The sequence below is a fragment of the Micromonospora sp. NPDC047557 genome (assembly GCF_043205095.1).
Classification (GTDB): Bacteria; Actinomycetota; Actinomycetes; order Mycobacteriales; family Micromonosporaceae; genus Micromonospora.
The window spans coordinates 524,542-550,052 of the sequence record NZ_JBIDDK010000001.1 but is presented as its reverse complement, the minus strand read 5'-3'; the positions used below and the strand labels follow the sequence as shown (position 1 = coordinate 550,052).

The window sequence follows — 25,511 nt, the reverse complement described above, 5'->3', positions numbered from 1 at the left end:
CGAAGGGCAGGACACCTTCCAAGATCTCTTGCGTTGGCGTGCGGTCGGTCGGGCCGCCCTACCCGCGTGTGCGCGGGCCGGTCTGGTTGGCCCCTGAACGCACTTCCGCCCCCAGCCGGTGTACGGCTGAGGGCGGAAGGAACGCGTACGGGAGAGAGTCGCTCAGGACTGGTAGCCGGCGGAGCGGTACTCGTACTCCCGGTCGTCGTCGCGGTCCCCGTGGTCGCGGCTGAAGTCCCAGCCGCCGGCGGCCTCCCGGCCCGGCCGGCCGCCCACCGCGAACCCGCCGATCTCCTGCCCACGACGCCAGCCGCGGAAGTAGCCGGTGGTGTTCTCCGCGAGGCTCGCCGCGTCGCGCACTATCCGCAGTGGGCGCTCCTCGCGCAGCGGGGAACCCGGGACCAGGTTGGCCTGCGGGACGCGCTTCGGCAGCCCGGCGTTGGTCTCGGCGCCCACCGCGGGGCGGGCTGCCTGCTCGGCGGCCTGCCACCCGGTGTCGGCCGTGGTCGACCAGTCCAGGTCGGACTCCTCCTCGGTGTGCCCGACGAACCACGCCGACTTGGCCTGCGCGAAGATCAGCAGATCGCCGTCGCCCTCGTCCGCCACCGGCGGCGGTCGATGCTCGACCGGCGGCGGCCGGTGCTCGACCGGGGGAGGCGGCCGGTGCTCGGCGGCCCGCTCGACGCGGGGCGCCGGACGGTTGTTGCGGGCGGCCTGCTCCCGGTCGACAAGCCGCAGCGGCGGCGTCTCCAGGCGGGGGTCACCGGCGGGTGGGTTGAGCCCTTCCCGCAGTGCCCGGTCCGCCAGCGGCGGCGGCTCGACCAGCCGCAGCATGGGCGGCTCCTGGGGCAGGTCGTCGGCCAGCCAGGGCGGCGTGACCCGCCCATCGGCCCGGCCCGGGTCGGTCGGGGCGTCGACGCGGTTGCCGCCGTACGAGTAGGCGACCGGGTTGTTCGGCGAGCTGTCGGCCGGGTCCTCCGGGTTGTTGACCAAGGGCCAGTTCGCCCGGGAACCCGGGGGGGCCGCCGGCTCCTGACCCGGCCGGGGAGCGGGCACCGGGATGCTGAGGTCGGTGGCGCTGAACCCGCCGGTGGGCGGCTCCTCGACCGGCCGCTGCACGTGACTCTGCCGCTCGCCGTTGGTCTTCGGGCGGGGCGGAATGACCGTACGCTGCCGCTCGGCCCGCGCGTGGTTGATCGCAGCGGTGGTGAGGGTCGGCCGGAACGGCTCGCCCGCCTCGGCCGGCGGCACGGTGCCCCGCTGAGCCGGCGCGATGGGGGTGATCCCCGGCGGCGGGGGCGGCGGCGACGAGACCGGCCGGTTGGTCGGGCCGTCGATCCGGCTCGGGATCGGCTCGGCACGCCCGGGAGGCGCGGACACCGGCGGGCCGGCGACCGCGGCCGGTGCGATCGGCGCGGGTGCGATCGGCGGAGGGGTGACCGGAGCGGGGGCGACCGGCGGCGGCCCGAGTGGGCGCGGCGATGCCAGCGGAGCGCTGCCCGGTGCCGGCTCGGGTCGGCTGCGTCGGCCGGTGACGGGTGTGGGCTCGGCGGTGACCGGGTTCGGTCGGACGGAGCGCAGGCCGGCGCCGGTGCCGGCGAGGCCGGTCAGCTCGCCGACCGACTCGCCACGACGGGCGGCGGCCCGTCGGCCGGGGGCCGGGGCGGGCGTGCTGACCCGCGCGCTGAGCGCGCTGACGAGGGCCTCGCAGCCGGCGTCACAGGCCCGTACGGAGGCGACGGCCTGCCGGACGGTCTCGGCCACGGCGGAGGTGAGCGCCCGGTTGACGGCGGCGCGGCGCGGCGTCTCCGAGATGGCGACCCGCAGCGCGGTGACCGCCTCGTTGATCTCTTCGGCGTCGGCGACCCCGTCCGCCGCGAGATGCGCGGCGATGGCGTCCGCGGCGACGGACACCTCGCGGCCACGGGCGATGGTGCCGCCGAGCATGCCCGGCTCGGGCAGCGCGTCCAGCACGGCCAGCGACACCGGCTCGGCCGGATCCGGATAGGCGCGCAGCGCCGCCGGGTAGAGCTCCCGCAGCACCTCGCGCAGCGCCACGGCGGCGGAGTGCCGGCCACTGGCCAGGGCGGCGTGCGCGGCGAGCACCTGCTTGTAGCCGGCGAGGTCCCGGGGAGCCGGCAGCGTGACGGCGGAGAGCGCACCGGCCTGCAACGCGCGGGCCAGACCGACGGCCCGGCGCTCGGCCGGGGGTGACTGCATCTCCTCCAGAGAGTCGTCGTCGGCGAACCGCTCGGCGAAGTCGTCCACCGAGTCGTCGTCGGCGATCGCCAGGGGACGACCCGCCGCGCTCAACAGCGAGGTGACCGTGTGGTCGTCGCTGTCGGCGGCGATGGCCGCACCGCTCGGCCCGCCCGACCGCTCCACGAGCAGCGCGACGAGCTGGGCGTAGCCAGCCGCGTCGTCGCCGATCTCGCTGACATGCAGCAGACGGCCTGCGTCGTCGACCACAGCGGACGTCAGCGTCGAACCGGCCGAGGCCGGTCGGTCAGCCGGATCCGCCGAGGCCAGACCGCAGTACACGCGCACGAGCGCCACGGCGTCGTCCTCCTCCCGGGACAGGTCTTCCTACTGCCAGCAACTGATGCTCCCCGGTACGGGTCAGTCGCGCCAGTCCACCACCGCAGAGATCTTGCCGACAATGGTGCGCCAACCCAAACTCGCGGTCTGTGCCCCGATCTTCTTCAACCGTCGCCGGCCCATGAAGGCGCCGATCCCGCCGTTGGCCGTGGCCCGCAGCGCCTCGTCCAGGTCGTCGAGGCTGGAGCCGGCGGAGAGCATGTCCAGAACCGCAGGCAGGCGCAACGCGTACGACAGGTCGCGGGCGACCTCGCCGGCCTCGATCAGCAGCGTCGAATCCCAGCTGTCGTGACCGCCGCGCAGGTTCTCCACGACGAGGTCGAGTTCGTAGGTGTCCTCGTCGAGCGGCGCGATGTCGGCCGGCTCCACCCGTTCGGACAATTCATTCCAGCTGTCCAGTTGGGACAGATCGTTGGGTGCGCCGGAGCGGATGAAACTGACAAGCGATTCGGGCGTCTTGAACAGCAGCAGCTTGCCCCGGTGGCTGAGGAAGACCGGCACCTCCTCGTCGTCCGCCTCGTCGGTGGCGTCCTCGTCCTCGGCCTCGTCGTCCGCGGTCGCGTCGGCGTCCGTGGCGCTGTCGCGGCGACGGCGGGACGGCTCGTCCTCGTCGCTGTCGGCGAACTCCTCGGCCAACTCCTCGTCGAGGATGACGACGGTCTCGTCGTCCTCCTCCTCCTCGATCACCTGCCGGCGGGCGAGGAACGGGTCGTCCTGGTCGCGCTCGGTCACGTCGGTCGGGGTCAGTGACCCGGCGGGCCGGTACGCCCGCAGCGTGAAGCCGGTGCCGGCGGGCAGGGCGATCTCCACCGGGTCGATCCGCAGCTCGTCCCAGAGCGACCGGTCGGCCGACGCGCGGGGGGTGTCGTCGGCCTCGTCGGCCTCGTCTGGCTCGGCCGGGCCGGTGGTGTCGTCGAGCTCGGGCTCGTCGGCGTCGGGCCGTTGGGGCGACTGGCGGGCCACGCTGACCTCCGTGTGCTTCGGGTTGCCCACCCGCCGGCGTCTCCGACCGGCGAGTGACTCTGGGCACATACCCTAGTCGGCGGCTCGGGAAGCCCGGAGCCCGCACCCCGGTGGCCGACCGAGAAACGTCTCGGGCCTGCGCGGGCGCGACGGTGGCGATCCGGGCGTTCGACAAGTAGCGTAACTACGCATGAAGGCCCAGGCGCTGCACGGCCACCTCGACGCCCTTCTGCTCGCCGTTCTCGAACAGGGCGCGCTGCACGGGTACGCCATCATCGAGTCCCTGCGGGCGCGCAGTGACGGCAATCTCGACCTGCCCACCGGCACGATCTATCCGGCGCTGCGTCGGCTGGAGCGCGCCGGTCACGTGGCGAGCACCTGGAGCACGGTCAACGGCCGGGAGCGGCGGACCTACCAGCTCACCGACTCCGGCCGCCGCGCGTTGGCGGGCGAGCGCGCCGGCTGGCAGGAGTTCCGCGCGACGGTCGGCCGGTTCCTCGACCCCGGCAGCCCGCCCGTCACCCCCGCCTGAGCACTGGACGCCCGCTCAGCGGACGGCGGCCCGCAGCCAGCCGCGCGCGGCGCGGGTCAGGGAGAAGTACGCCCCACCCACCACCACCATGCCGACGATCATCGGCGGCCACGTCAGCGCCGCGTTCCACAGATCGATCGACCAGACGAAGAGAGCCCCGCCGGCCACGATGCCGAGGACCAGCGTGCCGATCAGGGCGGCGCCCACCGCGCGCTGCGCCGCCGCCAGGCCCGGTCGCGACGACCGGGCGCTCGCCCAGACCACCAGCAGGCCGGTCGCGGCCAGCAGCAGCGCGCCGAGCCAGATCCAGTCGACCGAGGCGGACAGCAGCCGGTAGAGCGCCGGCGGCTGCGGACCCGCACTCCAGCTCGACCCGCGCCATGTCAGGTCGCCGGCGGCCACCAGAACCCCGGCCACGGCGAGCATCCGCAGGGACAGGCCGCGCAGGGCGGCCACCGCCAACTCCGCCTGCCAGGAGGGCAGCAACTGCGCCGGTGAGCCGAACTCGGCCACCGCCCGCAGCTGCGCCTCCGTGGGCGGCACACCGCTGGAGCGGTACGCGTCGACGGCGTCCAGCAGGTCGTGCCGCGCCTCGGTGAGCAGGTCGGACTTCAGCCGCGCCGGCCCCTGCAACCGGGACTCCAGCGCCCGCAGGTGCTCCTCGACCAGGAAGTCCTCGGCATGCCGCATGGCACCACCCTGCCACGGACGCGAGCGCCCCCACGTCGGGGAGAACCCTGGTCCGTCCCCGAAGCGGATCAGGGAGCGAGGGCCAGGTACCCGCGCTCGGCGGCTGCCTGGAGAAGCCACTGGTCCCGGTACCAGCCGGGGGTCGCGACCAACTCGGCGTGCCGGCCGCGCTGGATCACCCGGCCGCCGTCGAGGACGACGATCTCGTCGAGGTCGGCCAGCCCGCTGAGCCGGTGGCTGATCAGCAGGACCGAGTGCCCGGCGGGGGTGGCCGCGAGGGCGGAGGCGAGCACCGCGTCGGCGGCGGCCGGGTCCAGCCCCTCGGTGGGCTCGTCGAGCACCAGCACCGGCGGCGCGGCGAGCAGGGCCCGGGCGAGCGCGAGCCGTTGCCGCTGGCCGCCGGAGAGCTGGCCGCCCTCCTCGCCGACCAGGGTGTCCCAGCCGGCCGGCTGGGCGCGTACCCAGTCCAGCAGGCCCGCGGCCGTCATGGTGGCGGTCAACTCGTCCTCGTCGGCTCCGGCCCGCCCGAGCAGCAGGTTCTCCCGGACGGTGGCATGGAAGACGTACGCCTCGGCGAGCAGTCCGCCGACGTTGCGGGGCAGCTCCTCCTCGGCGTACGTCCCCAGGTCGCGGCCGGCCAGGGTGACCTGGCCGGAGGTGGGTCGGACCGCCCCGGTCAGCACGGCAGCCAGGGTGCTCTTGCCGGCGCCGCTCGGGCCGACGACGGCGATGCGCCGGCCGGCGGGCAGGTCCAGGCTCACCCGGTCCAGCGCGGGTGCGGCGCCGGTCCGGTACCGCACGCTCACCTCGTCGAAGCGCAGGTCGTGCGGGTCGGCCCGGTCGGTCACCGGGGGAGCGGGCGGGGCAACGGGCGTGTCGACGTCGAGGAGGGCGGCCACCCGGGCCAGGCCGGGCCGCAGCTGGGTCCACTGCCGGGCGGCCGAGACCAGGGCCAGCGCCACCTCCACGGCGGCCAGGGTGCCGACGGCCAGCACCCCGACCAGGACGCCCGGTACGTCGGAGGCCAGCGCGACCAGCACCACCGCGGCGGCGGTCAGGCCGGCGGTCAACACCCCTGCGGCGTCCACCGCGAAGCCGGTGGCGGCCAGCCGGCGTTCCAGCCGGGCGAGCCGGCCGGCCCGCTGCTCGGCGGCGCGCAGCGCGGCGTCGGTCGCCCCGAACGCGGCCAGGTCGGCGGCGCCGTGGGTGAGGTCGACGGCGTCGGTGGCCAGCGCGCCGCGCAGCGGTGCCACCTCGGCCGCGCTGCGCCGGGTGACCGCGGTGGCCAGCGCCGGCAGCGCCACACCGGCGACCACCAGCCCGAGCGCCAGCACACCGGCGGCCGGTGGCGAGATCAGCGCCGCCCCGGCCACCGCCAGCACCCCGACCAGGGCCGCCGCCGAGCCGGGCACCAGCACCCGCAGCAGCAGATCCTGGACCGCCTCGACGTCGGACACCAGCCGGCTCAGGACGTCCCCCGAGCGGTGTCGAGTGTCGCGGCGGGCCGTGAGGGTGGCGAAGACCCGGGCCCGCACGTCGGTGATCATGCGGAGGACCGCGTCGTGCCCGGCGAGCCGTTCGGTGTAGCGGAACACGCCCCGGCTGATCGCCAGCGCCCGGACCGCGACGATCGCCACGGTGAGCCGGTCCAGCGGAGGCCGCCCGGCGGCGCTCATCAGCAGCCACGTCGCGGTGGCCATCAGGGCGATCCCGGCGAACTCGGTGGCGGCGGCGAGCAGCCCGGCGCCGGCCAGTCGACCCAGGTACGGGCGGGCCAGCCGCAGCACCGCCCGCTCAGCGCCGGCCCGCCCGGCCGATGCCTCGCCGGACGATGTCACCCCGGCCGCGACCTCCGGCCCGTGTTCCGCGCTCATCGGGCCGCCTTCCCGATCGGTTCGGGCGTCAGCTCGGTGACCCGGCCGTCCTCGATGCGCAGGACCCGGTCGGCATCGGTCAGCAGCGCTGGCCGGTGGGCCACCAGCAGCGCCGTCCGTCCGGCGACCAGCCGGCGGGTGGCGTCGAGCACCACCGCCTCCGCGGCCGTGTCCAGCCGCGCCGTGGGCTCGTCGAGCAGCACCACCGGGGCGTCGCGCAGGAACGCCCGGGCCAGTGCGACCCGCTGTCGCTGGCCGCTGGACAGGCCGTGCCCGCGCTCGCCGAGCGGCGTGTCCAGCCCGTCGGGCAGGCCGGCCACCACGTCGTCCAGGGCCGCGGCGCGCACTGCGGCGGCGAGCGCCTCGGGCGGGGTGTCCGGTGCGCCGAGCCGGATGTTGTCGGCCAGCGAGGTGGCGAAGAGGTGGGCGCGCTGCGGCACCCAGGCGAGCTGTCGACGCCAGGCGTCCGGGTCGGCGGTGGCGAGGTCGACGCCGTCGACGGTGATCCGGCCGCTGGTCGGGGTCACGAAGCCGAGCAGCAGACCGAGCAGGGTGCTCTTGCCGGCGCCGCTGGGCCCGATGATGGCGATTCGTTCGCCGGGTCGGACGGTCAGGGTCACGTCGCGCAGCGCGGTGGTCCGCTCGTACGCCACGGTCACGGCCTCGAACCGGATCTCACCGCGACCGTCCGGGATGGTCGCGCCCTCGGCGGCGCGGGGGGTGGCGGGCGCGGCCGAGACGGTGAGCGCCTCGTCCAGCGCGGTGAGCCCTTCCATGCTGGCGTGGAAGCGGCTGCCGGCGGCCCGCAGCGGCAGGTACGCCTCGGGGGTGAGCAGCAGCACCAGCAGCGCGGTGTGCAGGGCCAGCCCGCCGCCGAGCAGCCGGATGCCGACCGGCACCGCGACCAGGGCCACCGAGAGCGTGGCGACCAGCTCCAGCACCAGCGCCGAGAGGAACGCGATCCGCAGCGTCTTCATGGTGGCGACCCGGTGCCCGTCGGCCATCCGGCGGACCACCTCGGTCTGCGCGCGGGCCCGGCCGAACGCGCGCAGGGTGGGCAGACCGGCCACCATGTCCAGGAAGTGGCCACCCAGCAGGGCCAGCCGACGCCACTGCCGCTCGGTGGCGGCCTGCGCCTGCCAGCCGAGCAGCGCGCCGAAGACCGGGATCAGCGGCAGCGTCAACGCGATGATCAGCGCCGAGCTCCAGTCGGCGAACACGATCCGAGCCAGCACGGCCACGGGCACCGTCACGCTGAGCACCAACTGCGGCAGGTACCCGGTGAAGTAGGCGTCCAGCGCGTCCAGCCCACGCCCGGCCAGGGTGGCCAGCTCGCCGGCCCGCTGCCCCGCCACCCAGCCCGGCCCGTGCCGCCCCACCGCGCCGAGCAGGTCGGCCCGTAGCGTGGCCTTGACCGTGGCGGCGACCCGCGCGGAGACCGTGCCCTGTGCCCAGACCAGCGCCGACCGGGCGGCGACCGCGACCACGAGACCCGCCAGCGCCGGCCGGTTGAGCTGCCCGTCGAAGGCGGTGGCCAGCACGGCCGCCAGCGCGGTGGCCTGCGCGACGATCAACGCGGCGGCGAGCACGCCGAGGAGCGCGAGCACGGCAAGATCGCGCCGGGCCGCGGGGACCCGACGCAGCAGACGCGGGTCGAAGGGACGGCGGTTCACCAGTACACCGGTGCCCTGCCGTCGGTCCGTCCCCGGAAAACCCACCAGCACATCGCCTGGAAGCCTAGTAGGGCCGGCAGCAGCGGCAGCGCCACCCAGCCAAGCAGCCGCAACGTCGGCGCGCTGGCGGCCGCGTCGGCCACCGTCAGCGACGCGCCCGGGTCGGTCGTGGACACCAGCACGTAGGGCCAGAGAGCCGCGCCGACCAGCGCCACCGGCAGCGCCATTGCCGCGCCGGTGGCGATCAGGGCCCACCCGGGCCGCCGCCGCGCCAGCGCCGCGCGGGCCGCCAGCAACGCCACCACCAGCAACACCGGCAGGAGTACGGCCACCGCCGGTCGCTCGATGGCGTCGCGTACCCGAGAGGAGAGCAGGCCCACGACGGTGGCCACGGCGACCGCGCAGAGCGCCACCGGCACCAGCCGGCGGGCCGTGCGGCCGGCCACGGCGGCGGCGTCGGCCGGCAGTCGCAGCGTGAGGAAGGTCGCACCGTGCACCGCGACAAGGGCGACCATGGTCAGCCCGGCGGTCGCCGCGAACGGGGTGGCCAGGTGCGACACCCCGGCGACGTGCCCGTCGGCCTGGCGGGGCACGCCCTGCAACAGGGCGGCCAGCACCACGCCCCAGCCCAGCGCGGCGAGCGCGCTGCCGACCACGATGACCCGGTCCCAGCGGGCACGGACCCGCTCGTCGCTCGGCCGGCTGCGCAGTTGCACCCCGGCGGTGACCAGGACGACGCCGACCAGCGCGCCGGCGACCGCCGGGTAGCAGCCGGCGAGCAGTTCACCCTCCAGCACCGGGAAGGCGCCGAACAGGATGCCCACGGCGGCGACCAGCCAGACCTCGTTGCCGAGGAAGAACGGGCCGAGGGCGGTGAGCGCGGCCCGCCGCCCGGCCGGGGCGCCGCCCCGGGCGAGCAGCAACCCGACGCCGTAGTCGTAGCCCGCGAGCACGAGGTAGCAGGCGAAGAAGAGGCCGAGAAGGGCGTACCAGGCGAGATCCACGGGTGAGTCTCCTCAGTCGCTCAGGCGAGGGCGGGTTCGGGGTGGGCCGGCTCGCCGGGCGCCGCCGGTGGGCGGCCGAGAGCCGGGTCGGTCGCCCCGCGTCCCGCGTGCCGGGCGAGCAGCACCCAGTTGGTGACGGCGAGGGTGCCCAGCAGCAGGCTGAAGCCGATCAGCGAGGCGAGCATCACCGGCGTGCCGACGGGGGAGATCGCCCGCTCGGTGGGGAGCAGGCCGTACGCCACCCAGGGCTGGCGGCCGACCTCGCGGGCGAGCCAGCCGAGGATCACCGCGACGAACGGCAACGGCACGGCGAGCAGGACGAGCCAGAGTGGGAAACGCAGCCGGATGATCCAGTCCCGGTAGAGCAGGGGTAGCAGGAACCACACGCAGCCGAGGGTGAAGCCGACCAGGATCATGAAGCCCAGCCCGACGCTGGCCAGGACCGGCGGGGTGTAGTCGCCGGGCCCGAACCGCGTGGTCCACTCGCCGATCAGGGCCTGCGCCTCGGGGCTGTCCGCGCCGAACTTGGTCGGCTGCACCGCGCCGACCGGGCCGAACTGGGCGAAGCCGAAGCCCTGCACCATCGTGATCGCCAGTGCCGCCGTGACCAGGCCGATCCGCAGCGAGGTGCGAAAGAGCGCGAAGTCGGGCGTACGCCGGATCAGGTGCCAGGCGCTGACGGCCGCCATCAGCATCCCGCCGACCAGGAGTGCGGCGGAGACCACGTGCCCGAACGCCATGCCGAGGCTGGGGTTGGTGAGCAGCGCTCCGAAGTCGGTGAGGTGGGCGATCCCGTCGCGGACCTCGTACCCGACCGGGTGTTGCAGCCAGGAGTTGGCCACCATGATCCAGAACGCCGAGGCGTACGCGGTGAGCGCCACGCCCCACAGCAGCGCGAGGTGGACGCCCTTGCCGAGCCGGTGCCAACCGAAGATCCACATCCCGAGGAACGTGGACTCCAGGAAGAACGCCACCAGCGTCTCGATCGCCAGCGGCGCGCCGAACACGTTGCCGACGTAGCGCGACAGGCCGCTCCAGTTCAGCCCGAACTGGAACTCCATCACGATGCCCGTGGCAATGCCGAGCACGTAGTTGATCACGTAGAGCTGGCCCCAGAACCGGGTCAGCCGCTCCCACTTCGGATTGCCGGTGAGCACCCAGGCGGTCTGCATCCCGACCAGCAGCGTGACCAGCCCGAGCGTGACGACCACGAACAGGAAGTGAATCGACGTGGTGGTGGCGAACTGCAGGCGGGCGAGGAGCAGCGTGTCCATGGCCGGCTCTCCCTAGCTGTTGGCTCCCTTGTCGTAGCAACCCTACACGTAGCCTGGCTACATAAAACTACTACGCCTCGTCGTAGACGATGCTACGACGAGACGTAGTAGGTGTGGTTGTCGGGAGGCACCCCGCCGGCGACACCACGCCGTCACTCCTGGGCAGTGACAGTGCAGGCGAGTGGGGCGGGTTGGCGCGTCAGCTCAGGAAGAGCGTGATCGGCAGGGCGACCAGGGTGGTGGCCACCGCGAGGGCCGTGGCGCCGAGGGCCCGGGGCGGCCGGTCGGCGACCAGCAGGCGCTGTACGCGTACGTCCAGGTCGCGGTCGCCCAGGCCCAGGGCGCCGGCCGGGGTGACCCGGTGCCCGGCGGCGGCGAAACGACGAAGCGCGCCCGCCAGCGGCCCATCGGCGTGCAGCTCGCGTGCCTTGTCGTCGGCGCGCATCTCGACCAGCAGGGCGACCCGCTCGTGCGCGTCGCGGACCCAGCCGAACCACGGCAGCGCCCGGCAGAGGGCGGTGAACGGCAGCAGCACCAGATCGTGTCGCTCGTGGGCGTGCGCGCGCTCGTGGGAGAGCACGGCGGCCAGTTCGGCGTGGTCCAGCAGGCTCAGCGTGCCCGCGCTGACCACCACCTGCGGCTTCACCCCGGGCAGGCAGTACGCGGCGGCGCTCGGATGGTCCAGGACGAGCGCCCCGGGCGCGGCCGGGTCGTCCCGGGCCACCAGGGTGAGCAGGTCCCGGTGCCGGCGCTGGGCGCGGATGGTCCCGTGGATGCTGCGGACGGTCGTGGTGACGAGCACCGCTCCGATGCCGAAGCCCACCCCGACGCCGGCGAGGTGGAACGCGGTCACGCCGATCGGCAGGCTGCCGTGGGCGAGGTCGGTGGTCAGGGCGAGCAGTGCGCTGCCGGTCGGCAGGTCGTACGCGGTCAGTCCGAGAGCCATCGGCAGGCCCATCGCGGAGAGGCCCAACGCCAGCCCGACGGCCTGCCAGCAGACGATCGCCACCCGTGGGCTGCGCCACGTCCAGGTGGAGCGGGCCAGCACCTGCGCGGTCAGATAGCAGGCCAGCATGGTGGCGGCGAAGTGCACGGCGTAGGCCATGGCGCGCGCCCTACCGCTCCGCTGCCTCGCCGGCCGGCCGCCGGCCCGCCGGCGGATCCACCCGGTCGGTCAGGGCGTCGGCCCCGCCCGTGTCGGTGCCAGCAGGGCTCAGCCCGGCCTCGCTGCCCAGGGCGGCCCGCAGCACCTCGGCCTCGGTGCCGGTCACCGAGCGGGCGAAGCGCACCAGCGCGGCGTCGCGACTGCCGCCCAGGTCGAGGGCGTCGAGCATGAGCTGGGCGATGTGCGCCTCACGACTGGCCGCCGGCCGGTACCGCCAGGCGCGGCCCTCCCGTTCCCGCTGCACCATGCCCTTGCCGGCGAGCCGGTCGAGAACGGTCATCACCGTCGTGTACGCCAGCTCGCGGCCGTCGAGCGCGTCGGCCACCTCGCGCACGGTCACACCGTCCGACGTGCCCGGGACCACGTCCCACAGCACGTCCATCACCGCACGCTCAAGATCGCCCAACCGAGTCACAAACCCAATCCTACCCCCGGTAGTAGACCTCCCGGCCCCCGCGCCCGATCGCCCCGCTGACCGGCGACCCGACGTCGGGCGGGACCCGCAAGACGAAGCCTCCGTACGGGCCTGGCCCACGTCAGGTTTTCCGGGGGAGCCCGCCCACGCAGGGATCAAGCCTGACCGCCCGGAGTGGGCGGGCTCCCCCGGAAAACCCCCAAGGCCGAGGACAGAGGATCACACCCCCTTGGGGTGCCACACCGTCTTGGTCTCCAGCAGCGCGGTCATCCGGGTGAGGCCCGGATCAGCGGACCAGTCCGCCTCGGCCGGTCGGAGCACCCGCTTGAGGTTCTCCGCGGCCTTGACCTCCAGCTCGGTGGCGAGCGACGCGTCGGTCACCCCGGTCAGGTCGATCGCGTTGACGTCCATGTGCGCCGCCAGCGCCGGCGCGGTCTCGGTGATCGCGCCGGTGAGGATGTTGACCACCCCGCCGGGCAGGTCGGAGGTCGCCAGCACCTCGGCCAGCGTCACCGCCGCCAGCGGCTCCGACGGCGAGGCCGCCACCACCACGGTGTTGCCGGTGACGATCGCCGGGGCGATCACGCTGACCAGGCCGAGCAGCGCCGGGCGCTCCGGGGCGACCACGGCGACCACGCCGGTCGGCTCGGGCGCGGAGATGTTGAAGTACGGGCCGGCCACCGGGTTGGCGCCGCCGTACACCTGGGCGAGCTTGTCGGCCCAGCCGGCGTACCAGACCCAGCGGTCCACCGCCGCGTCCACCTCGTCGCCGGGGACGCCAAGGGCGACGAACTGCTCGCGGCGGCCCTCCAGCATCTCGGCAACCCGGTAGAGGATCTGACCCCGGTTGTACGCCGTCGCGCCGGCCCAGCCCTTGACGGCGGCGCGGGCGGCGACCACCGCGTCCCGGGCGTCCTTGCGGGAGGCCAGTGACACATTCGAGGACTGCACGAGATACGACCGTCCCGACTCGCTGCGCGGGAACTTCCCGCCGATGAAGAGCTTGTACGTCTTGCGTACGGCGACCCGCTCAGACATTGAGGTACCCCTCCAGCCCGTGCCGGCCGCCCTCGCGACCGTAGCCCGACTCCTTGTAGCCGCCGAACGGCGAGGTGGGGTCGAACTTGTTGAACGTGTTGGCCCAGACGACGCCGGCGCGCAGCCGGTCTGCCATCCACAGGATGCGCGAGCCCTTGTCGGTCCAGATGCCCGCCGACAGCCCGTACGGCGTGTTGTTGGCCTTCTCGACGGCCTCGGCCGGCGTGCGGAAGGTGAGCACCGACAGCACCGGGCCGAAGATCTCCTCGCGGGCGATGCGGTGGGCCTGGGTGACGCCGGTGAAGATGGTGGGCGCGAACCAGAAGCCCCGGTCGGGCAGTTCACACGGCGGTGACCAGCGCTCGGCGCCCTCGGCGGAGCCGGCGTCGGACAGCTCGCGGATCCGGTCCAACTGGGCGGCGGAGTTGATCGCGCCGACGTCGGTGTTCTTGTCCAGCGGGTCGCCGACGCGGAGCTGGGCCATCCGCCGCTTCAGCGACTCCAGCACGCGGTCGGCCACGTTCTCCTGAACGAGCAGGCGAGAGCCGGCGCAGCAGACGTGCCCCTGGTTGAAGAAGATGCCGTTGACGATGCCCTCGACGGCCTGGTCGATGGGCGCGTCGTCGAAGACGATGTTGGCGGCCTTGCCGCCCAGCTCCAGGGTGAGCTTCTTGCGGGTGCCGGCGACGGACCGGGCGATGGCCCGGCCCACCTCGGTGGAGCCGGTGAAGGCGACCTTGTCCACGCCGGGGTGCTCGACCAGGGCGCGGCCGGTGTCGCCGGCGCCGGTGACGATGTTGACCACGCCGGCCGGCAGGTCGGCCTGCTGGCAGATCTCGGCGAACAGCAGCGCGGTCAGCGGGGTGGTCTCGGCGGGCTTCAGCACCACCGTGTTGCCCGCGGCGAGCGCCGGGGCGATCTTCCACGCGAGCATGAGCAGCGGGAAGTTCCACGGGATGACCTGCGCGGCCACGCCGATCGGCTGCGGGTCGGGCCCGAAGCCGGCGTGCTCCAGCTTGTCGGCCCAGCCGGCGTAGTAGAAGAAGTGCGCAGCGACCAGCGGCAGGTCGACATCGCGGGACTCGCGGATCGGCTTGCCGTTGTCCAGCGACTCCAGGACGGCCAGCTCGCGGGAGCGTTCCTGGATGAGCCGCGCGATCCGGTACAGGTACTTCGCCCGGTCGCGGCCCGGCATCGGACCCCAGACCTTGTCGTACGCCTGACGGGCGGCGCGGACCGCGCGCTCCACGTCCTGGGCGCCGGCCTCGGCGATCTCGGCCAACACCTCCTCGGAGGCGGGGTTGATCGACTTGAAGCTGCCGCCGTCGGTCGGGTCGACGAACCTACCGTCGATGAACAGCCCGTACGAGGGCTTGAGGTCCACCACCGAGCGGGACTCGGGGGCGGGGGCGTATTCGAACATCGGCTATCAGTCCAGGGTGAAGTAGTCGGGACCGGAGTAGACCCCGGTCGTCAGCTTGGTGCGCTGCATGAGCAGGTCGTTGAGCAGGCTGGACGCGCCGAAGCGGAACCAGTCCGGGTCGAGCCAGTCCGCGCCGACGGTCTCGTTGACCATCACCAGGTACTTGATGGCGTCCTTGGTGGTCTTGATGCCACCGGCCGGCTTCACGCCGACCTGCCGCCCGGTCGCCGCGCGGAAGTCGCGAACCGCCTCCAGCATCACCAGCGTCACCGGCAGCGTCGCCGCGACGGGGACCTTGCCGGTGGAGGTCTTGATGAAGTCGCCGCCGGCCAGCATGGCCAGCCAGGAGGCCCGGCGCACGTTGTCGTAGGTGGCCAGCTCGCCGGTCTCCAGGATCACCTTGAGGTGGGCGTCCCCGGAAGCCTCCTTGGTGGCCACGATCTCGTCGTAGACCTCCTTGTAGCGCCCGGCCAGGAACGCGCCCCGGTTGATCACCATGTCGATCTCGTCGGCGCCGGCCGCGACGGCGGCCCGGGTGTCGGCCAGCTTGATCTCCAGCGGCGCCTGGCCCGACGGGAAGGCGGTCGCCACGCTGGCCAGGTGCACGCCCGACCCGCGCAGCACCTCGGCGACGTACGGGACCATCGCGGGGTAGACGCAGACGGCGCCCACGTGCGGGCAGGACGGGTCGGCCGGGTCCGGGCGCAGTGCCTTCGCGGCCAGCGCGCGCACCTTGCCGGGGGTGTCCGCCCCCTCCAGGGTGGTCAGGTCGACCATTCGGATCGCCAGGTCGATCGCCTGGGCCTTGGCGGTGGTCTTGATGGATCGGGTGCCGAGCTGTGCCGCCCGCTGCTCCGCGCCGACCTGGTCCACGCCGGGCAGGCCGTGCAGGAAGGTCCGCAGAGCGGTCTCGGATCGTCCCAGCTCGGAGAGGTCCGACCGGGCCGACGTCGTTGTCGCCGTCATGCCGAGAAGTCTACGCACGGAACCGCTGAGTGATCTTGGTCACGGTGGGCTCGACGTGAGCGGCGTCGCCGGTCCGACCGCACCCGCACCAGCGCACCGAACGGCCCGGTAGGTTGAGCGATCGTGGACGTACACGTCATTGACCACCCGCTGGCCCAGTCCAGGTTGACCGCCATGCGGGACGCGCGCACCGATTCCTCGACGTTCCGGGCGGCGCTGCACGAACTGACCACCATGCTGGTGTACGAGGCGGCGCGCACCTTCCCCGTCGAGCGGTACCCGGTGCAGACGCCGGTCACCGCCACCGAGGGCACCCGGCTGGCGAACCCGCCGCTGCTGGTGCCGGTGCTGCGGGCCGGCCTGGGCATGGCGGACGCCGCGCTCGGCCTGCTGCCCGAGTCCTCGATGGGCTTCGTCGGCCTGGCCCGCGACGAGGAGACCTACGAGCCGCGCGCCTACATGGAGTCGCTGCCGCGCGACCTGACCGGCCTGCCGGTGCTGGTGCTCGACCCGATGCTGGCCACCGGAGGCTCGCTGGAGCACTGCTGCCGGCTGCTCGCCGATCGGGGCTGCACCGACATCACCGTGCTCTGCGTGCTCGCCGCGCCGGTCGGCATCGAGCGGCTGGAGCGCTCCGGCCTGCCGTTGCGCCTGGTCACCGCCGCGATCGACGAGGGCCTCAACGACAGCATGTTCATCGTTCCCGGGCTCGGTGACGCCGGTGACCGCCAGTTCGGCGGCATGCCCCGCTTCTGAGGCGTTGCCCGGTCGGTGCCGGGTAACGGCGGGTCCGCGCGCGGTGGTGCGCGGACCCGCTAGCGTCTCGGGCCATGACTGGTGTTGCGCTCGCCGAGGAACTGCTGCTCCTCGCCTACGACGACTCGACCGGCAAGGCGACCATGCCGCGGATCAGCCTGGACCTGGGCATGGCGGCCGCGGTGCTGGTCGAGCTGGCGCTGGCCGGCCGGGTCGCGTACGCCGACGGAAACCTGACCGTCGTCGACTCGACGCCCACCGGCGAGCCGGTCACCGACGAGGTGCTCGGCCGGATCGCCGCCGACACCCCGCACACCCCGGCCTCGTGGGTGCAGCGCCTGCGGCACGGCCTGCGCGACCGCATCCTCGGTGACCTGTGCGCCCAGGGCGTCGTGCAGGACGTCGACGAGACCGAGTTGGGCTTCATCCACGTACACCGGTATCCGGTGGTGGACGCCTCCGTCGAGGCGGACACCCGCCGGCGGCTGACCGAGGCGCTGACCGGCGCGGCTGCCCCGGACGAGCGGACCGCCGCGCTGGCCACCCTGGTCGTCGTGCTGCGGATGGAGTCCGCGCTGGGTGTGAGCGGCGAGGAGGCCGCCACCGCCCGCCGGCGGTTGGAGGAGATCGCCACCGGCGCGGGCTTCTCCGGTCAGGTGAGCACCGACGACTCGGTTGTCCGCCCGTCGGTCGGTCTGGTCGTCGCGGCCCTGGCCTCGGCGGTCGACGCGGCGCTCGGCAAGCGCGCCTGACCGTCGGGGGCGGCCCACCCCCCTGACGCCCTTTGCTCTGCTTCAACCCGCGCAACACAATCGGCCGCCGAATGTTGCCTCCGCTGAAGCAGAGCAAAGGGAGCGTGGCAGGTGGGTGGGGTCGATCGCGGTCAGATGCCGAGGGCCGCGGCGATCTCCGTGCGCAGCCGCGCGACCGCCGCCCCGGCCCTGCTCCGGGCGGCGGCGACATCGCCGTCGGGCACCGGCTCCACCACCTCGAGGTACGCCTTGAGCTTCGGCTCGGTCCCGGACGGGCGGATCACCACCCGGGCCGACGCGGTACGCAGGATCACCACGTCCGACTCGGGCAGCAGGTCCCGGACGCTGTCGACCGGCTGTCCCAGCAGCGTGGTCGGGGTGGCCGCCCGGATCCGGGCCATCGCGTCGGCGATCTCCCGCAGGTCGTCCACCCGTGCGGAGAGCTGGTCGGTGTGGTGCACGCCGAACTCGGCGGCCAGCTCGTCCAGCCGGTCGGTCAGCGTACGACCCTGCGCCTTGAGGCCGGCGGCCAGCTCGGCCACGGTCAGCGCGGCGGTGATGCCGTCCTTGTCCCGGACGTGCTCCGGGGCGACGCAGTAGCCCAGGGCCTCCTCGTAGCCGAAGACCAGCGGCGCGCTGCCACCGCCGGCCCGGACGATCCACTTGAACCCGGTGAGCGTCTCGTCGTAGGGCAGGCCCCGGGCCGCGCACATCGCCCGCAGCAGGGACGACGAGACGATGGTGGTGGCGTAGAGCCCGGTCACCCCGCGTCGCATCAGGTGGTCGGCGAGCAGCACGCCCACCTCGTCGCCGCGCAGCATCCGCCAGCCCTGCCCGTCGGCGCCTTCCCGGACGACCACCGCGCAGCGGTCCGCGTCCGGGTCGTTGGCGATGGCGAGGTCCGCGCCGGTGGCGTCGGCCAGCGCGATCAGCCGGTCCACCGCCCCCGGCTCCTCCGGGTTGGGGAACGACACGGTGGGGAACGCCGGGTCCGGCTCGGCCTGGTCGGGCACCACGCCGGGGATCGGGAAACCGGCCCGGGCGAACGCCGCCGTGAGCACCGCCGCACCCACCCCGTGCAGAGGGGTGTACGCCACCGACAGGTCCCGCGGCCCGTCCGGTTCGATGACCGCCGTGGCCCGCTCGACGTACGCGGCGACGAGGTCGTCGCCGAGCACCTCGCCGGGCCGGCCCAGCGGCACCTGGGTCAGCGGACCGACCGCCCGGATCGCGGCCTCGATGCCGGCGTCGGCCGGCGGCACGATCTGCGCCCCGGCGCCCAGCTCGCCGCCCAGCTCCGCCCCGAGGTAGACCTTGTAGCCGTTGTCCTGCGGCGGGTTGTGGCTGGCCGTGACCATGACACCGGCCACCGCGCCGAGCTGACGCACCGCATACGCCAGCACCGGGGTGGGCAGCGGGCGGGGCAGCAGCAGCGCCGGTCGGCCGGCGCCGGTGGCCACCTGGGCGGTGCGCTCGGCGAACTGGCGGGAGCCGTGCCGGGCGTCGTACCCGATCACCAGGGGGCCGGTGCCGCCCTGGGCGGCGAGCCAGCCGACCAGCCCGGCGGCGGCCTGGGTGACCACGGCGAGGTTCATGCCGTTCGGGCCGGCGCGCAGTGGGCCGCGCAGGCCGGCGGTGCCGAAGGTCAGGGGACCGGCGAACCGGTCGGCCAGCTCCGGCGCGCTCGCCGGCAGCCGGTCGAGCACCGCCGTCAGCTCGTCCCGGCTGGCGGGGTCGGGGTCGTCGGCCAGCCAACGTCGGGCTTGCTCGCGAATGTCGTCGATGTCAGTGGTGTCCGCCGCCATGCCCCTTGATAGCACGGCGGCGGATCACCGCTGTCGGTTCCCTCGGCTCAGCCGTCGCCGGTGAGCTGGAACGTGCGCACCATCTCGTCGAAGATCGGCTTGCTCTCGGCGAATTTGGCGTCGTTCGCGGTGAGGTAGAACGAGTACGCCTTGCCGTCCTGCGCCACGCCGCGCCAGATGCCGTGCCGCATGGTGTCGCCCGCGCCGCAGGTGTACTCGAATTCGGCGGCCGGCTTGTCGGCCAGCTCGGTCTCCGTCGAGGCGACCTGCGCGTACGGCTTCACGCAGGAGGTGCTCCGGGTCTTCAGGCCGTTCTCGGCCGTCTCGGCCCACCGGGTGGAGCTGCTGGACCACTTCTCGGTGATGATGCGCACCTTGCGGCCGCTGTCCTCCGGGTCGATGTAGTCGGTGTACGAGCCGCCGGTGGCCTTCTTCCAGCCCTTGGGCACCATGACCTGGATGCCGCGGGCCGCGTGCTCCTGCATCTCGATGCCCGAGGCGGCGGGCGCGGACGGGGTGGGCTGCGCCTGCGGGGTGCTCGGGGCGGGGTCGTCACCGCCGGAGAGCGCCACGATGCTGATCAGCAGCACCACGGCCAGGCCGCCGGCCGCGGCGAGCTGCACCTTGCGCGGCCAGCCCTTCACGGTGGTGACGAGCTGGCCCCCGGTGGCGCGGACCTTGTCCAGGGCGCCGCCGCTCGCCGCGGTGGACGGCGTCGTCCAGGGCTGGCCGGTGCCCGGCACCGACCACTGGTTGCCGCCGCCGTAGGTGCTGCCGCCGATGCGCTGGGTGGCGTCCGGCGTGCCGTAGCCGACCGGCTGCGTGGCGTCGGGCCGGCTGCCGTAGGTGACCCGCTGGGTGGCGTCGGGGTGCGCGCCGGCGTCCACCCGCTGGGTGGCGTCCGCGCTGCCGCCGTAGGTGCGCCCGGCGGCGGGACGGCCCGACGTGGGCATCGCGCCGGTCGGCGTGTGCAGCGGACCGGCGAGCGCGTCGGCGCTGGTCTCGTCCAGCGCGGCGGCAGCGGTGGCGGCTGCGCTGTCCGGTTGCGGGCGTTCGCCCCGGCGCAGCGCGGCCAGCCGGTCGGTCAGCGACTCACCCGGGGCCAGCATGGCCCGACCGCCGATCTGGTCCTCCGGCTTCGGCTCCGGCTGGGCCGGCGGGTGGACGGGGGCCGGGCGCTGCTGCACGGGCACCACGGCGTACGGGTCGGTGACCGAGTGCACGGCGGTGGCGGTGCTGCCCAGCGGGCCGGCGAGCAGTTCGCGGAGCATGGCCCGGGAGGTGTGCACGTCCAGTCGGCGGGCCGGGTCCTTCTCCAGCAGACCCATCAGCACCCGGGTCAGGGCGCCGCTGCGCTGCGGCGGGGCTGGCGGGTCCTCGACGACGGCGTGCATGGTCTCGATGGGGTCGCCCTTGTCGAACGGCGGCCGCCCCTCGACGGCCGTGTAGAGCGTCACACCCAGCGAGAAGAGGTCGCTCGGCGGGCCGAACTCCTGGCCCATGGCCCGCTCGGGCGAGATGAAGTGCGGTGAGCCGAGCACCATGCCGGGGGTGGTGAGCTGCACGTCGGTGGGCATCCGGGCGACACCGAAGTCGGTCAGCACGCAGCGCCCGTCGGAGCAGATCAGCACATTGGCCGGCTTGACGTCGCGGTGCAGCACACCGATGGCGTGCGCGACCTCCAGCGCGCCGAGCAGCGCGATGCCGATCTTGGCCACCGCGCGGGGCGCGACCGGACCGTCCTCGATGACCATGTCGGCGAGGCTGCGGGCGTCCAGCAGCTCCATGACGATCCACGGCCGACCGGCCTCGGTGACCACGTCGTACACCTGCACCACGGCAGGGTGCTGGATGGCGGCGGCGGCGCGGGCCTCGCGCAGCGTCCGTTCGTACATGGCGTCGCGGTCGCTGGGCGCCAGGCCCGGGGGAAGGACGACCTCCTTCACCGCCACGTCGCGGCGCAGCAGGGTGTCTGTGGCACGCCACACCGTGCCCATGCCGCCGTTGCCCACCGCGGACCGCAGCGAGTACCGGCCACCGATGGTGGTGCCGGGCGCTGCTCGTCCGCTGGCGGGACTTACCTGTCCGCCGCTCCACGTCGGGATCTGAGTCACAGAAAAGCCACCGGGGGAAATCGAGGGGGGCTGGGACACAACCCCCCTATCTTGCTGGTTCCGACGCCCGATGCGAAAGCCGACGCGGCGGACGTTTACCGAAGTCCACAGATCGTGCCCAACCGTTCACCTCCCGTCGAGGTGTCGGGACGCACTGTGCGGTATCCCTCACCCGAGGATGAGCCGGCGCGTCCTACCATCCGGGGATGAGCGAACGGCGGTCAAGCGAATCCGGTTTCCCGATCAAGGGCGTCTACACGGCGGCCGACCTTCCGGAAGACCTGGACTCCCGGCTGGGCGGCCCGGGCGAGTTCCCGTACACCCGAGGGGTCTACCCCACGATGTACACCTCCCGCCCGTGGACCATGCGCCAGTACGCCGGCTTCGGCACCGCCACCGAGTCCAACGCGCGTTACCACCAGTTGTTGCGGGCCGGCACCATGGGTCTCTCGGTCGCCTTCGACCTGCCGACCCAGATGGGGTACGACTCCGACGACCCGATCGCGCACGGCGAGGTCGGCAAGGTCGGGGTGGCCATCGACTCCATCGAGGACATGCGGCTGCTCTTCGCCGACATCCCACTGGACAAGGTGTCCACCTCGATGACGATCAACGCTCCCGGCTCGGTGCTGCTGCTGCTCTACCAGATCGTCGCCGAGGAGAACGGGGTGCCGGGCTCGGCGCTCAACGGCACCATCCAGAACGACATCCTCAAGGAGTACATCGCCCGCGGGACGTACATCTTCCCGCCGAAGCCGTCGCTGCGCCTGGTGGCCGACACCTTCGCGTACTGCCGCAAGGAGGTGCCGAAGTGGAACACGATCTCCATCTCCGGCTACCACATGGCGGAGGCCGGCGCGACGCCCGCGCAGGAGATCGCGTTCACGCTGGCCAACGGCGTGGAGTACGTCCGGGCCGCGCTGGCCGCCGGGCTCGCGGTGGACGACTTCGCGCCTCGGCTGTCGTTCTTCTTCGTGGCCCGTACGACGCTGCTGGAGGAGGTGGCGAAGTTCCGCGCCGCCCGGCGGATCTGGGCCCGGCTCATGCGTGACGACTTCGGCGCCAAGGATCCGAAGTCGATGATGCTGCGGTTCCACACCCAGACCGCAGGTGTGCAGCTCACCGCGCAGCAGCCGGAGGTGAACCTGGTCCGCGTCGCGGTGCAGGGCCTGGCCGCGGTGCTCGGCGGCACCCAGTCGCTGCACACCAACAGCTTCGACGAGGCGATCGCGCTGCCCACCGAGAAGGCCGCCCGGCTCGCCCTGCGCACCCAGCAGGTGCTGGCGTACGAGACGGACCTGACCGCCACCGTCGACCCGTTCGCCGGCTCGTACGTGGTGGAGGCGATGACCGCCGAGCTCGAGGCCGCCGCCGTGGAGCTGATGGAGCGGGTGGCCGACCACGGCTCGGCCGTCGACGCCATCGAGGCCGGGTTCCAGAAGCGGGAGATCGAGCAGTCCGCGTACCGGATCGCCCAGGAGATCGACTCCAGCGAGCGGGTGGTGGTGGGGCTCAACCGGTTCACGATCGACGAGGAGGAGCCGTACGAGCCGCTCCGGGTCGACCCGGCGATCGAGGCCGCGCAGGCCGAGAAGTTGGCCCGGCTGCGCGCCGAGCGGGACGCCGACGCGGTGACGCGTGCCCTCGCCGAGCTGCGGGCCGCCGCCGAGGGCTCGGACAACGTGCTGTACCCGATGAAGGAAGCGCTGCGGGCCCGGGCCACGGTGGGCGAGGTCTGCGGGACGCTGCGCGAGGTGTGGGGGCTGTACCGCCCCACCGACCGGTTCTGACCGACCGGTCCTGACCGAAACGCCCCCGGGTGTGTCCACCCGGCTTTGCGGGTACGCCGACGGGATGCGTGCGCAACGCACACGGTGTGCGGTCGGGATGGGCGGACGTATGTGAGCGTCCTTGTCCGGCCCGTTGCGGAGCGTGGTCGTCTTATTGTCGGAGTGTCAGTTCATCACCCCGACTAATGCGACAATTCGCAGAGTGGTCCATGCGCCGCAGCGCGATTCGTGGCCGCCCGGGATGGTTACGCGTTGTAGGAGGTGAGGGGGCAGATGACGGCGTTCGAACGCGATCTACCTGCGGTCCCGCACCTTGACGTACGCCCTCAGCAGGGCATACGTGACGCTACGCGGTCCGATCATCACCGTAACGAGGTTGCGCAGCGTCACCGCCGGAGGTCTAGGCTGTCTGCTGTCCCCGATGATCCATCCATCTCTAGTGATCGAGAATTCGACGTGACGAGTGCGTTGACGCTGCCCACGGGCGGCCAGCTGGCGTCGTCCTGGCCGGAGACTCCGCCCGGGTCCCAGCCCCTGCCCCGCGACCTGGACCACCTCCTCGCCCTTCGGGTACCGGGGCTCATCGCCACGCGCCGTCACCTCCACTCGCACCCCGAGTTGTCCGGTACGGAATTCGAGACGGCGGCTCTCATCGCCCGGGAGCTCTCCCTGGCCGGCCTGCACCCTCGGCTGCTGCCCAAGGGCAACGGCGTGATCTGCGACGTCAACGGCCGTCCCGACGGCCCGATCATCGCGCTGCGCGCCGACATCGACGCCCTGCCGCTCGACGACCCCAAGGACGTGCCGTACCGCTCCACCGTCGAGGGCGTCTGCCACGCCTGCGGCCACGACGTGCACACCTCGATCCTGCTCGGCGTCGGCATGCTGCTGGCCCAGCTCGCCGACCTCGGCGAGCTGGACGGCCGGGTCCGGCTCATCTTCCAGCCGGCCGAGGAGATCCTGCCCTGCGGTTCGCTGGAGGTCATCGAGGCCGGCGGCCTGGACGACGTCGTGCAGATCTTCGCGCTGCACTGCGACCCGAACCTGCCGGTGGGCCAGGTCGGCCTGCGGGTCGGCCCGATCACGGCGGCCGCCGACAACGTCACCGTCCGGCTCTCCGGGCCGGGCGGGCACACCGCGCGCCCACACCTGACCGTCGACCTGGTCGACGCCCTCGGCCGGCTGATCACCGAGGTGCCGGCCCTGGTCAGCCGCCGGGTGCCGGCCAACAGCGGGCTGCTGCTGGTGTTCGGCCACGCCTCGGCCGGCACCCGTTACAACGTCATCCCCTCCGAGGCGTCCGCCTCGGGCACGCTGCGCGTCATGGACCGCGACACCTGGGAGCAGGCTCCCAAGATCGTGGCTCAGGTGGTGCGGGACGTGATCGCCCCGACCGGCGCCACCGTCGACCTGGAGTACCTGCGTGGCCGGCCGCCGGTGAGCAACGACTCCCGGGCGATCCAGGTGCTGACCGCCGCCACCGGCGCCGCGCTCGGGCCGGAGGGGATCGCCGAGACGCCCCAGAGCATGGGCGGCGAGGACTTCTCCTGGTATCTGGAGTACGTCCCCGGCGCTCTCGCCCGCCTCGGTGTGGGCCGTACCGGGCCCAACGTCGACCTGCACCGCGCGTCCTTCGACGTGGACGAGCGGGCCATCCCGGCCGGCGTACGCGTCATGGTGCAGACCGCGCTGCGGGCACTGGCGGCGGCGCGCTGACTCCAGCGACCAGAGCTGGCGTCTTCCGTCGCCGGCTCAGCACCACCAGCAGGACCGCCAGCGGTACGCCGAACGCCACCAGCCACGGCAGCAGCGCGCCCAGGACGGTGAGCAGGATCGTCATCGAGGTGACGAACGCCTCCCAGCCCCCCTTGAGCCCGACCAGGAAGCCGGTCTCGGCCTTCTCCTCGCTGGTCTTCGCCGCCGGCCCCGCCAGTGACACCGTGATCGTGGACAACGCGGTCAGGTCGGCCAGCCGCCGCTTCTTGGCCTCCAGCGAGGCCAGGTCCGCCTCCCGGCGACCCAACTCGTTCTCCAGCGACACCAGGTCGGTGATCGAGTTGGCGCGGGCGAGCAGCCGCCGTGCGCTGTCCACGCGCGCCCGCTGAGTGATGATCCGGGCCTCCAGGTCGACGGTCTCCTCGGTGACGTCCTGGGTGTTGATCTCCCGGCTCTCCTGCCGGCCGAGCTTCGCGACCTCCTCCACGACCCCGGCGAACTTCGCCGCCGGCACTCGCAGCTGCAACTCCGCCACGGCGTCGGCGTCGGCGCTGCGCCGCTGGTCGCCGCCGATGAAACCACCGGCCCGGGTGACCAGGGCGCTGACCTCGCGGGCGGCGTCGTCCACATTGGCGACCTGCACCCGCATCGATCCGGTGTAGATGATCGCCCGCTGGTCGACCCGCAGGTCCGGAGCGCCGGCGCCGGCCGCCCCCGCCGCGTCCGCGCCGCTGCCCTTGTCGACCGCCCTGTCCACGGCCGGGGCCTCGGCCGCCGGGCCCGCCGAGTCCGCCGACCCGCTGTCGCCGGCACCGCATCCCGCCAGGGCCAGCGCCGCCACGAGTGTGCCCGCCGCCAGTAGTGCGCCGCGGCGTCGTCCTGTCCGTCCGTCCATCCCCGCTCCCATCGTCGTCAGCTTCAGTGGCGATAGCTCGGACGCGACGCGCCCGCCGGCTGGTTCCG

At 73.6% G+C, this 25,511-nt stretch carries 20 protein-coding genes; 5 read left to right on the top strand and 15 right to left on the bottom strand.

Features of this window, described 5'->3' with window-relative positions; all coding sequences use genetic code 11:
* Positions 1–162: 162 nt before the first annotated feature.
* Both ACGGAQ_RS02460 and ACGGAQ_RS02455 read right to left on the bottom strand, forming a co-directional pair.
* On the bottom strand, positions 163–2,580 hold the full coding sequence (locus ACGGAQ_RS02460) for a transposase (RefSeq protein ID WP_393045629.1): 2,418 nt from the start codon (positions 2,578–2,580) through the stop codon (positions 163–165).
* Positions 2,581–2,619: 39 nt separating this feature from the next.
* Positions 2,620–3,591 (bottom strand): DNA primase, encoded by a 972-nt coding sequence (locus tag ACGGAQ_RS02455; protein ID WP_393043879.1) that lies wholly within the window; start codon positions 3,589–3,591, stop codon positions 2,620–2,622.
* A gap of 160 nt (positions 3,592–3,751) precedes the next feature.
* Between ACGGAQ_RS02455 and ACGGAQ_RS02450 the strand changes: the two genes are divergently transcribed.
* Positions 3,752–4,093, top strand: a complete 342-nt coding sequence (locus tag ACGGAQ_RS02450; RefSeq protein WP_393043877.1) for a PadR family transcriptional regulator — start codon at positions 3,752–3,754, stop codon at positions 4,091–4,093.
* A gap of 15 nt (positions 4,094–4,108) precedes the next feature.
* Here the strand turns inward: ACGGAQ_RS02450 and ACGGAQ_RS02445 are convergent, their stop codons facing one another.
* The 10 genes from ACGGAQ_RS02445 to deoC form a co-directional block, all read right to left on the bottom strand.
* Positions 4,109–4,783 (bottom strand): permease prefix domain 1-containing protein, encoded by a 675-nt coding sequence (locus ACGGAQ_RS02445; RefSeq protein ID WP_393043875.1) that lies wholly within the window; start codon positions 4,781–4,783, stop codon positions 4,109–4,111.
* A 68-nt stretch (positions 4,784–4,851) separates the two neighbouring features.
* Positions 4,852–6,657 carry a thiol reductant ABC exporter subunit CydC gene (cydC, locus tag ACGGAQ_RS02440; RefSeq protein WP_393043873.1) on the bottom strand — a complete coding sequence of 602 codons (1,806 nt, stop codon included), beginning with the start codon at positions 6,655–6,657 and terminating at the stop codon, positions 4,852–4,854.
* Positions 6,654–8,330, bottom strand: coding sequence for a thiol reductant ABC exporter subunit CydD (cydD, locus tag ACGGAQ_RS02435; protein ID WP_393043871.1), 1,677 nt, complete (start codon positions 8,328–8,330; stop codon positions 6,654–6,656). Before cydD ends, cydC begins: the two co-directional genes overlap by 4 nt.
* The gene (locus tag ACGGAQ_RS02430; protein WP_393043870.1) at positions 8,327–9,334 is read right to left on the bottom strand and encodes a cytochrome d ubiquinol oxidase subunit II; all 1,008 of its coding nucleotides are present in this window, start codon (positions 9,332–9,334) and stop codon (positions 8,327–8,329) included. Before ACGGAQ_RS02430 ends, cydD begins: the two co-directional genes overlap by 4 nt.
* A 20-nt stretch (positions 9,335–9,354) precedes the next feature.
* Entirely contained in the window at positions 9,355–10,608 is a 1,254-nt protein-coding gene (locus ACGGAQ_RS02425; protein WP_393043868.1) for a cytochrome ubiquinol oxidase subunit I, read from the bottom strand.
* A gap of 199 nt (positions 10,609–10,807) precedes the next feature.
* Positions 10,808–11,713 (bottom strand): M56 family metallopeptidase, encoded by a 906-nt coding sequence (locus ACGGAQ_RS02420; protein WP_393043866.1) that lies wholly within the window; start codon positions 11,711–11,713, stop codon positions 10,808–10,810.
* Between the two features lie 10 nt (positions 11,714–11,723).
* The gene (locus tag ACGGAQ_RS02415) at positions 11,724–12,188 is read right to left on the bottom strand and encodes a BlaI/MecI/CopY family transcriptional regulator (protein ID WP_393043864.1); all 465 of its coding nucleotides are present in this window, start codon (positions 12,186–12,188) and stop codon (positions 11,724–11,726) included.
* A 219-nt stretch (positions 12,189–12,407) separates the two neighbouring features.
* Positions 12,408–13,226, bottom strand: coding sequence for an aldehyde dehydrogenase family protein (locus ACGGAQ_RS02410; RefSeq protein WP_393043862.1), 819 nt, complete (start codon positions 13,224–13,226; stop codon positions 12,408–12,410).
* Positions 13,219–14,649, bottom strand: a complete 1,431-nt coding sequence (locus tag ACGGAQ_RS02405; protein ID WP_393043860.1) for an aldehyde dehydrogenase family protein — start codon at positions 14,647–14,649, stop codon at positions 13,219–13,221. Before ACGGAQ_RS02405 ends, ACGGAQ_RS02410 begins: the two co-directional genes overlap by 8 nt.
* A gap of 6 nt (positions 14,650–14,655) precedes the next feature.
* Positions 14,656–15,615, bottom strand: a complete 960-nt coding sequence (gene deoC, locus ACGGAQ_RS02400) for a deoxyribose-phosphate aldolase (RefSeq protein ID WP_354853959.1) — start codon at positions 15,613–15,615, stop codon at positions 14,656–14,658.
* A 123-nt stretch (positions 15,616–15,738) separates the two neighbouring features.
* Between deoC and upp the strand changes: the two genes are divergently transcribed.
* Both upp and ACGGAQ_RS02390 read left to right on the top strand, forming a co-directional pair.
* The gene (gene upp / locus ACGGAQ_RS02395; protein WP_393043859.1) at positions 15,739–16,371 is read left to right on the top strand and encodes a uracil phosphoribosyltransferase; all 633 of its coding nucleotides are present in this window, start codon (positions 15,739–15,741) and stop codon (positions 16,369–16,371) included.
* A gap of 74 nt (positions 16,372–16,445) precedes the next feature.
* Positions 16,446–17,123, top strand: coding sequence for a GPP34 family phosphoprotein (locus ACGGAQ_RS02390; protein ID WP_393043857.1), 678 nt, complete (start codon positions 16,446–16,448; stop codon positions 17,121–17,123).
* A 131-nt stretch (positions 17,124–17,254) separates the two neighbouring features.
* Here ACGGAQ_RS02390 and ACGGAQ_RS02385 read toward each other — a convergent pair whose 3' ends face one another.
* A complete protein-coding gene (locus ACGGAQ_RS02385) occupies positions 17,255–18,928 on the bottom strand; it encodes a phospho-sugar mutase (RefSeq protein ID WP_393043855.1) in 1,674 nt (557 codons plus the stop codon).
* 47 nt (positions 18,929–18,975) lie between these two features.
* Positions 18,976–21,042: a serine/threonine-protein kinase gene (locus ACGGAQ_RS02380; RefSeq protein WP_393043853.1), complete on the bottom strand. Its 2,067-nt coding sequence runs from the start codon at positions 21,040–21,042 to the stop codon at positions 18,976–18,978.
* Positions 21,043–21,248: 206 nt separating this feature from the next.
* Here ACGGAQ_RS02380 and ACGGAQ_RS02375 point away from each other — a divergent pair, with 206 nt between their 5' ends.
* The gene (locus tag ACGGAQ_RS02375) at positions 21,249–22,832 is read left to right on the top strand and encodes a methylmalonyl-CoA mutase (protein ID WP_393043851.1); all 1,584 of its coding nucleotides are present in this window, start codon (positions 21,249–21,251) and stop codon (positions 22,830–22,832) included.
* Positions 22,833–23,288: 456 nt separating this feature from the next.
* Entirely contained in the window at positions 23,289–24,548 is a 1,260-nt protein-coding gene (locus ACGGAQ_RS02370; RefSeq protein WP_354853975.1) for an amidohydrolase, read from the top strand.
* Here ACGGAQ_RS02370 and ACGGAQ_RS02365 read toward each other — a convergent pair.
* Complete coding sequence (locus ACGGAQ_RS02365; RefSeq protein ID WP_393045627.1) at positions 24,505–25,464, bottom strand: DUF4349 domain-containing protein; 960 nt, start codon at positions 25,462–25,464, stop codon at positions 24,505–24,507. The two genes, ACGGAQ_RS02370 and ACGGAQ_RS02365, sit on opposite strands and share 44 nt — an antisense overlap.
* Positions 25,465–25,511 lie beyond the last annotated feature (47 nt).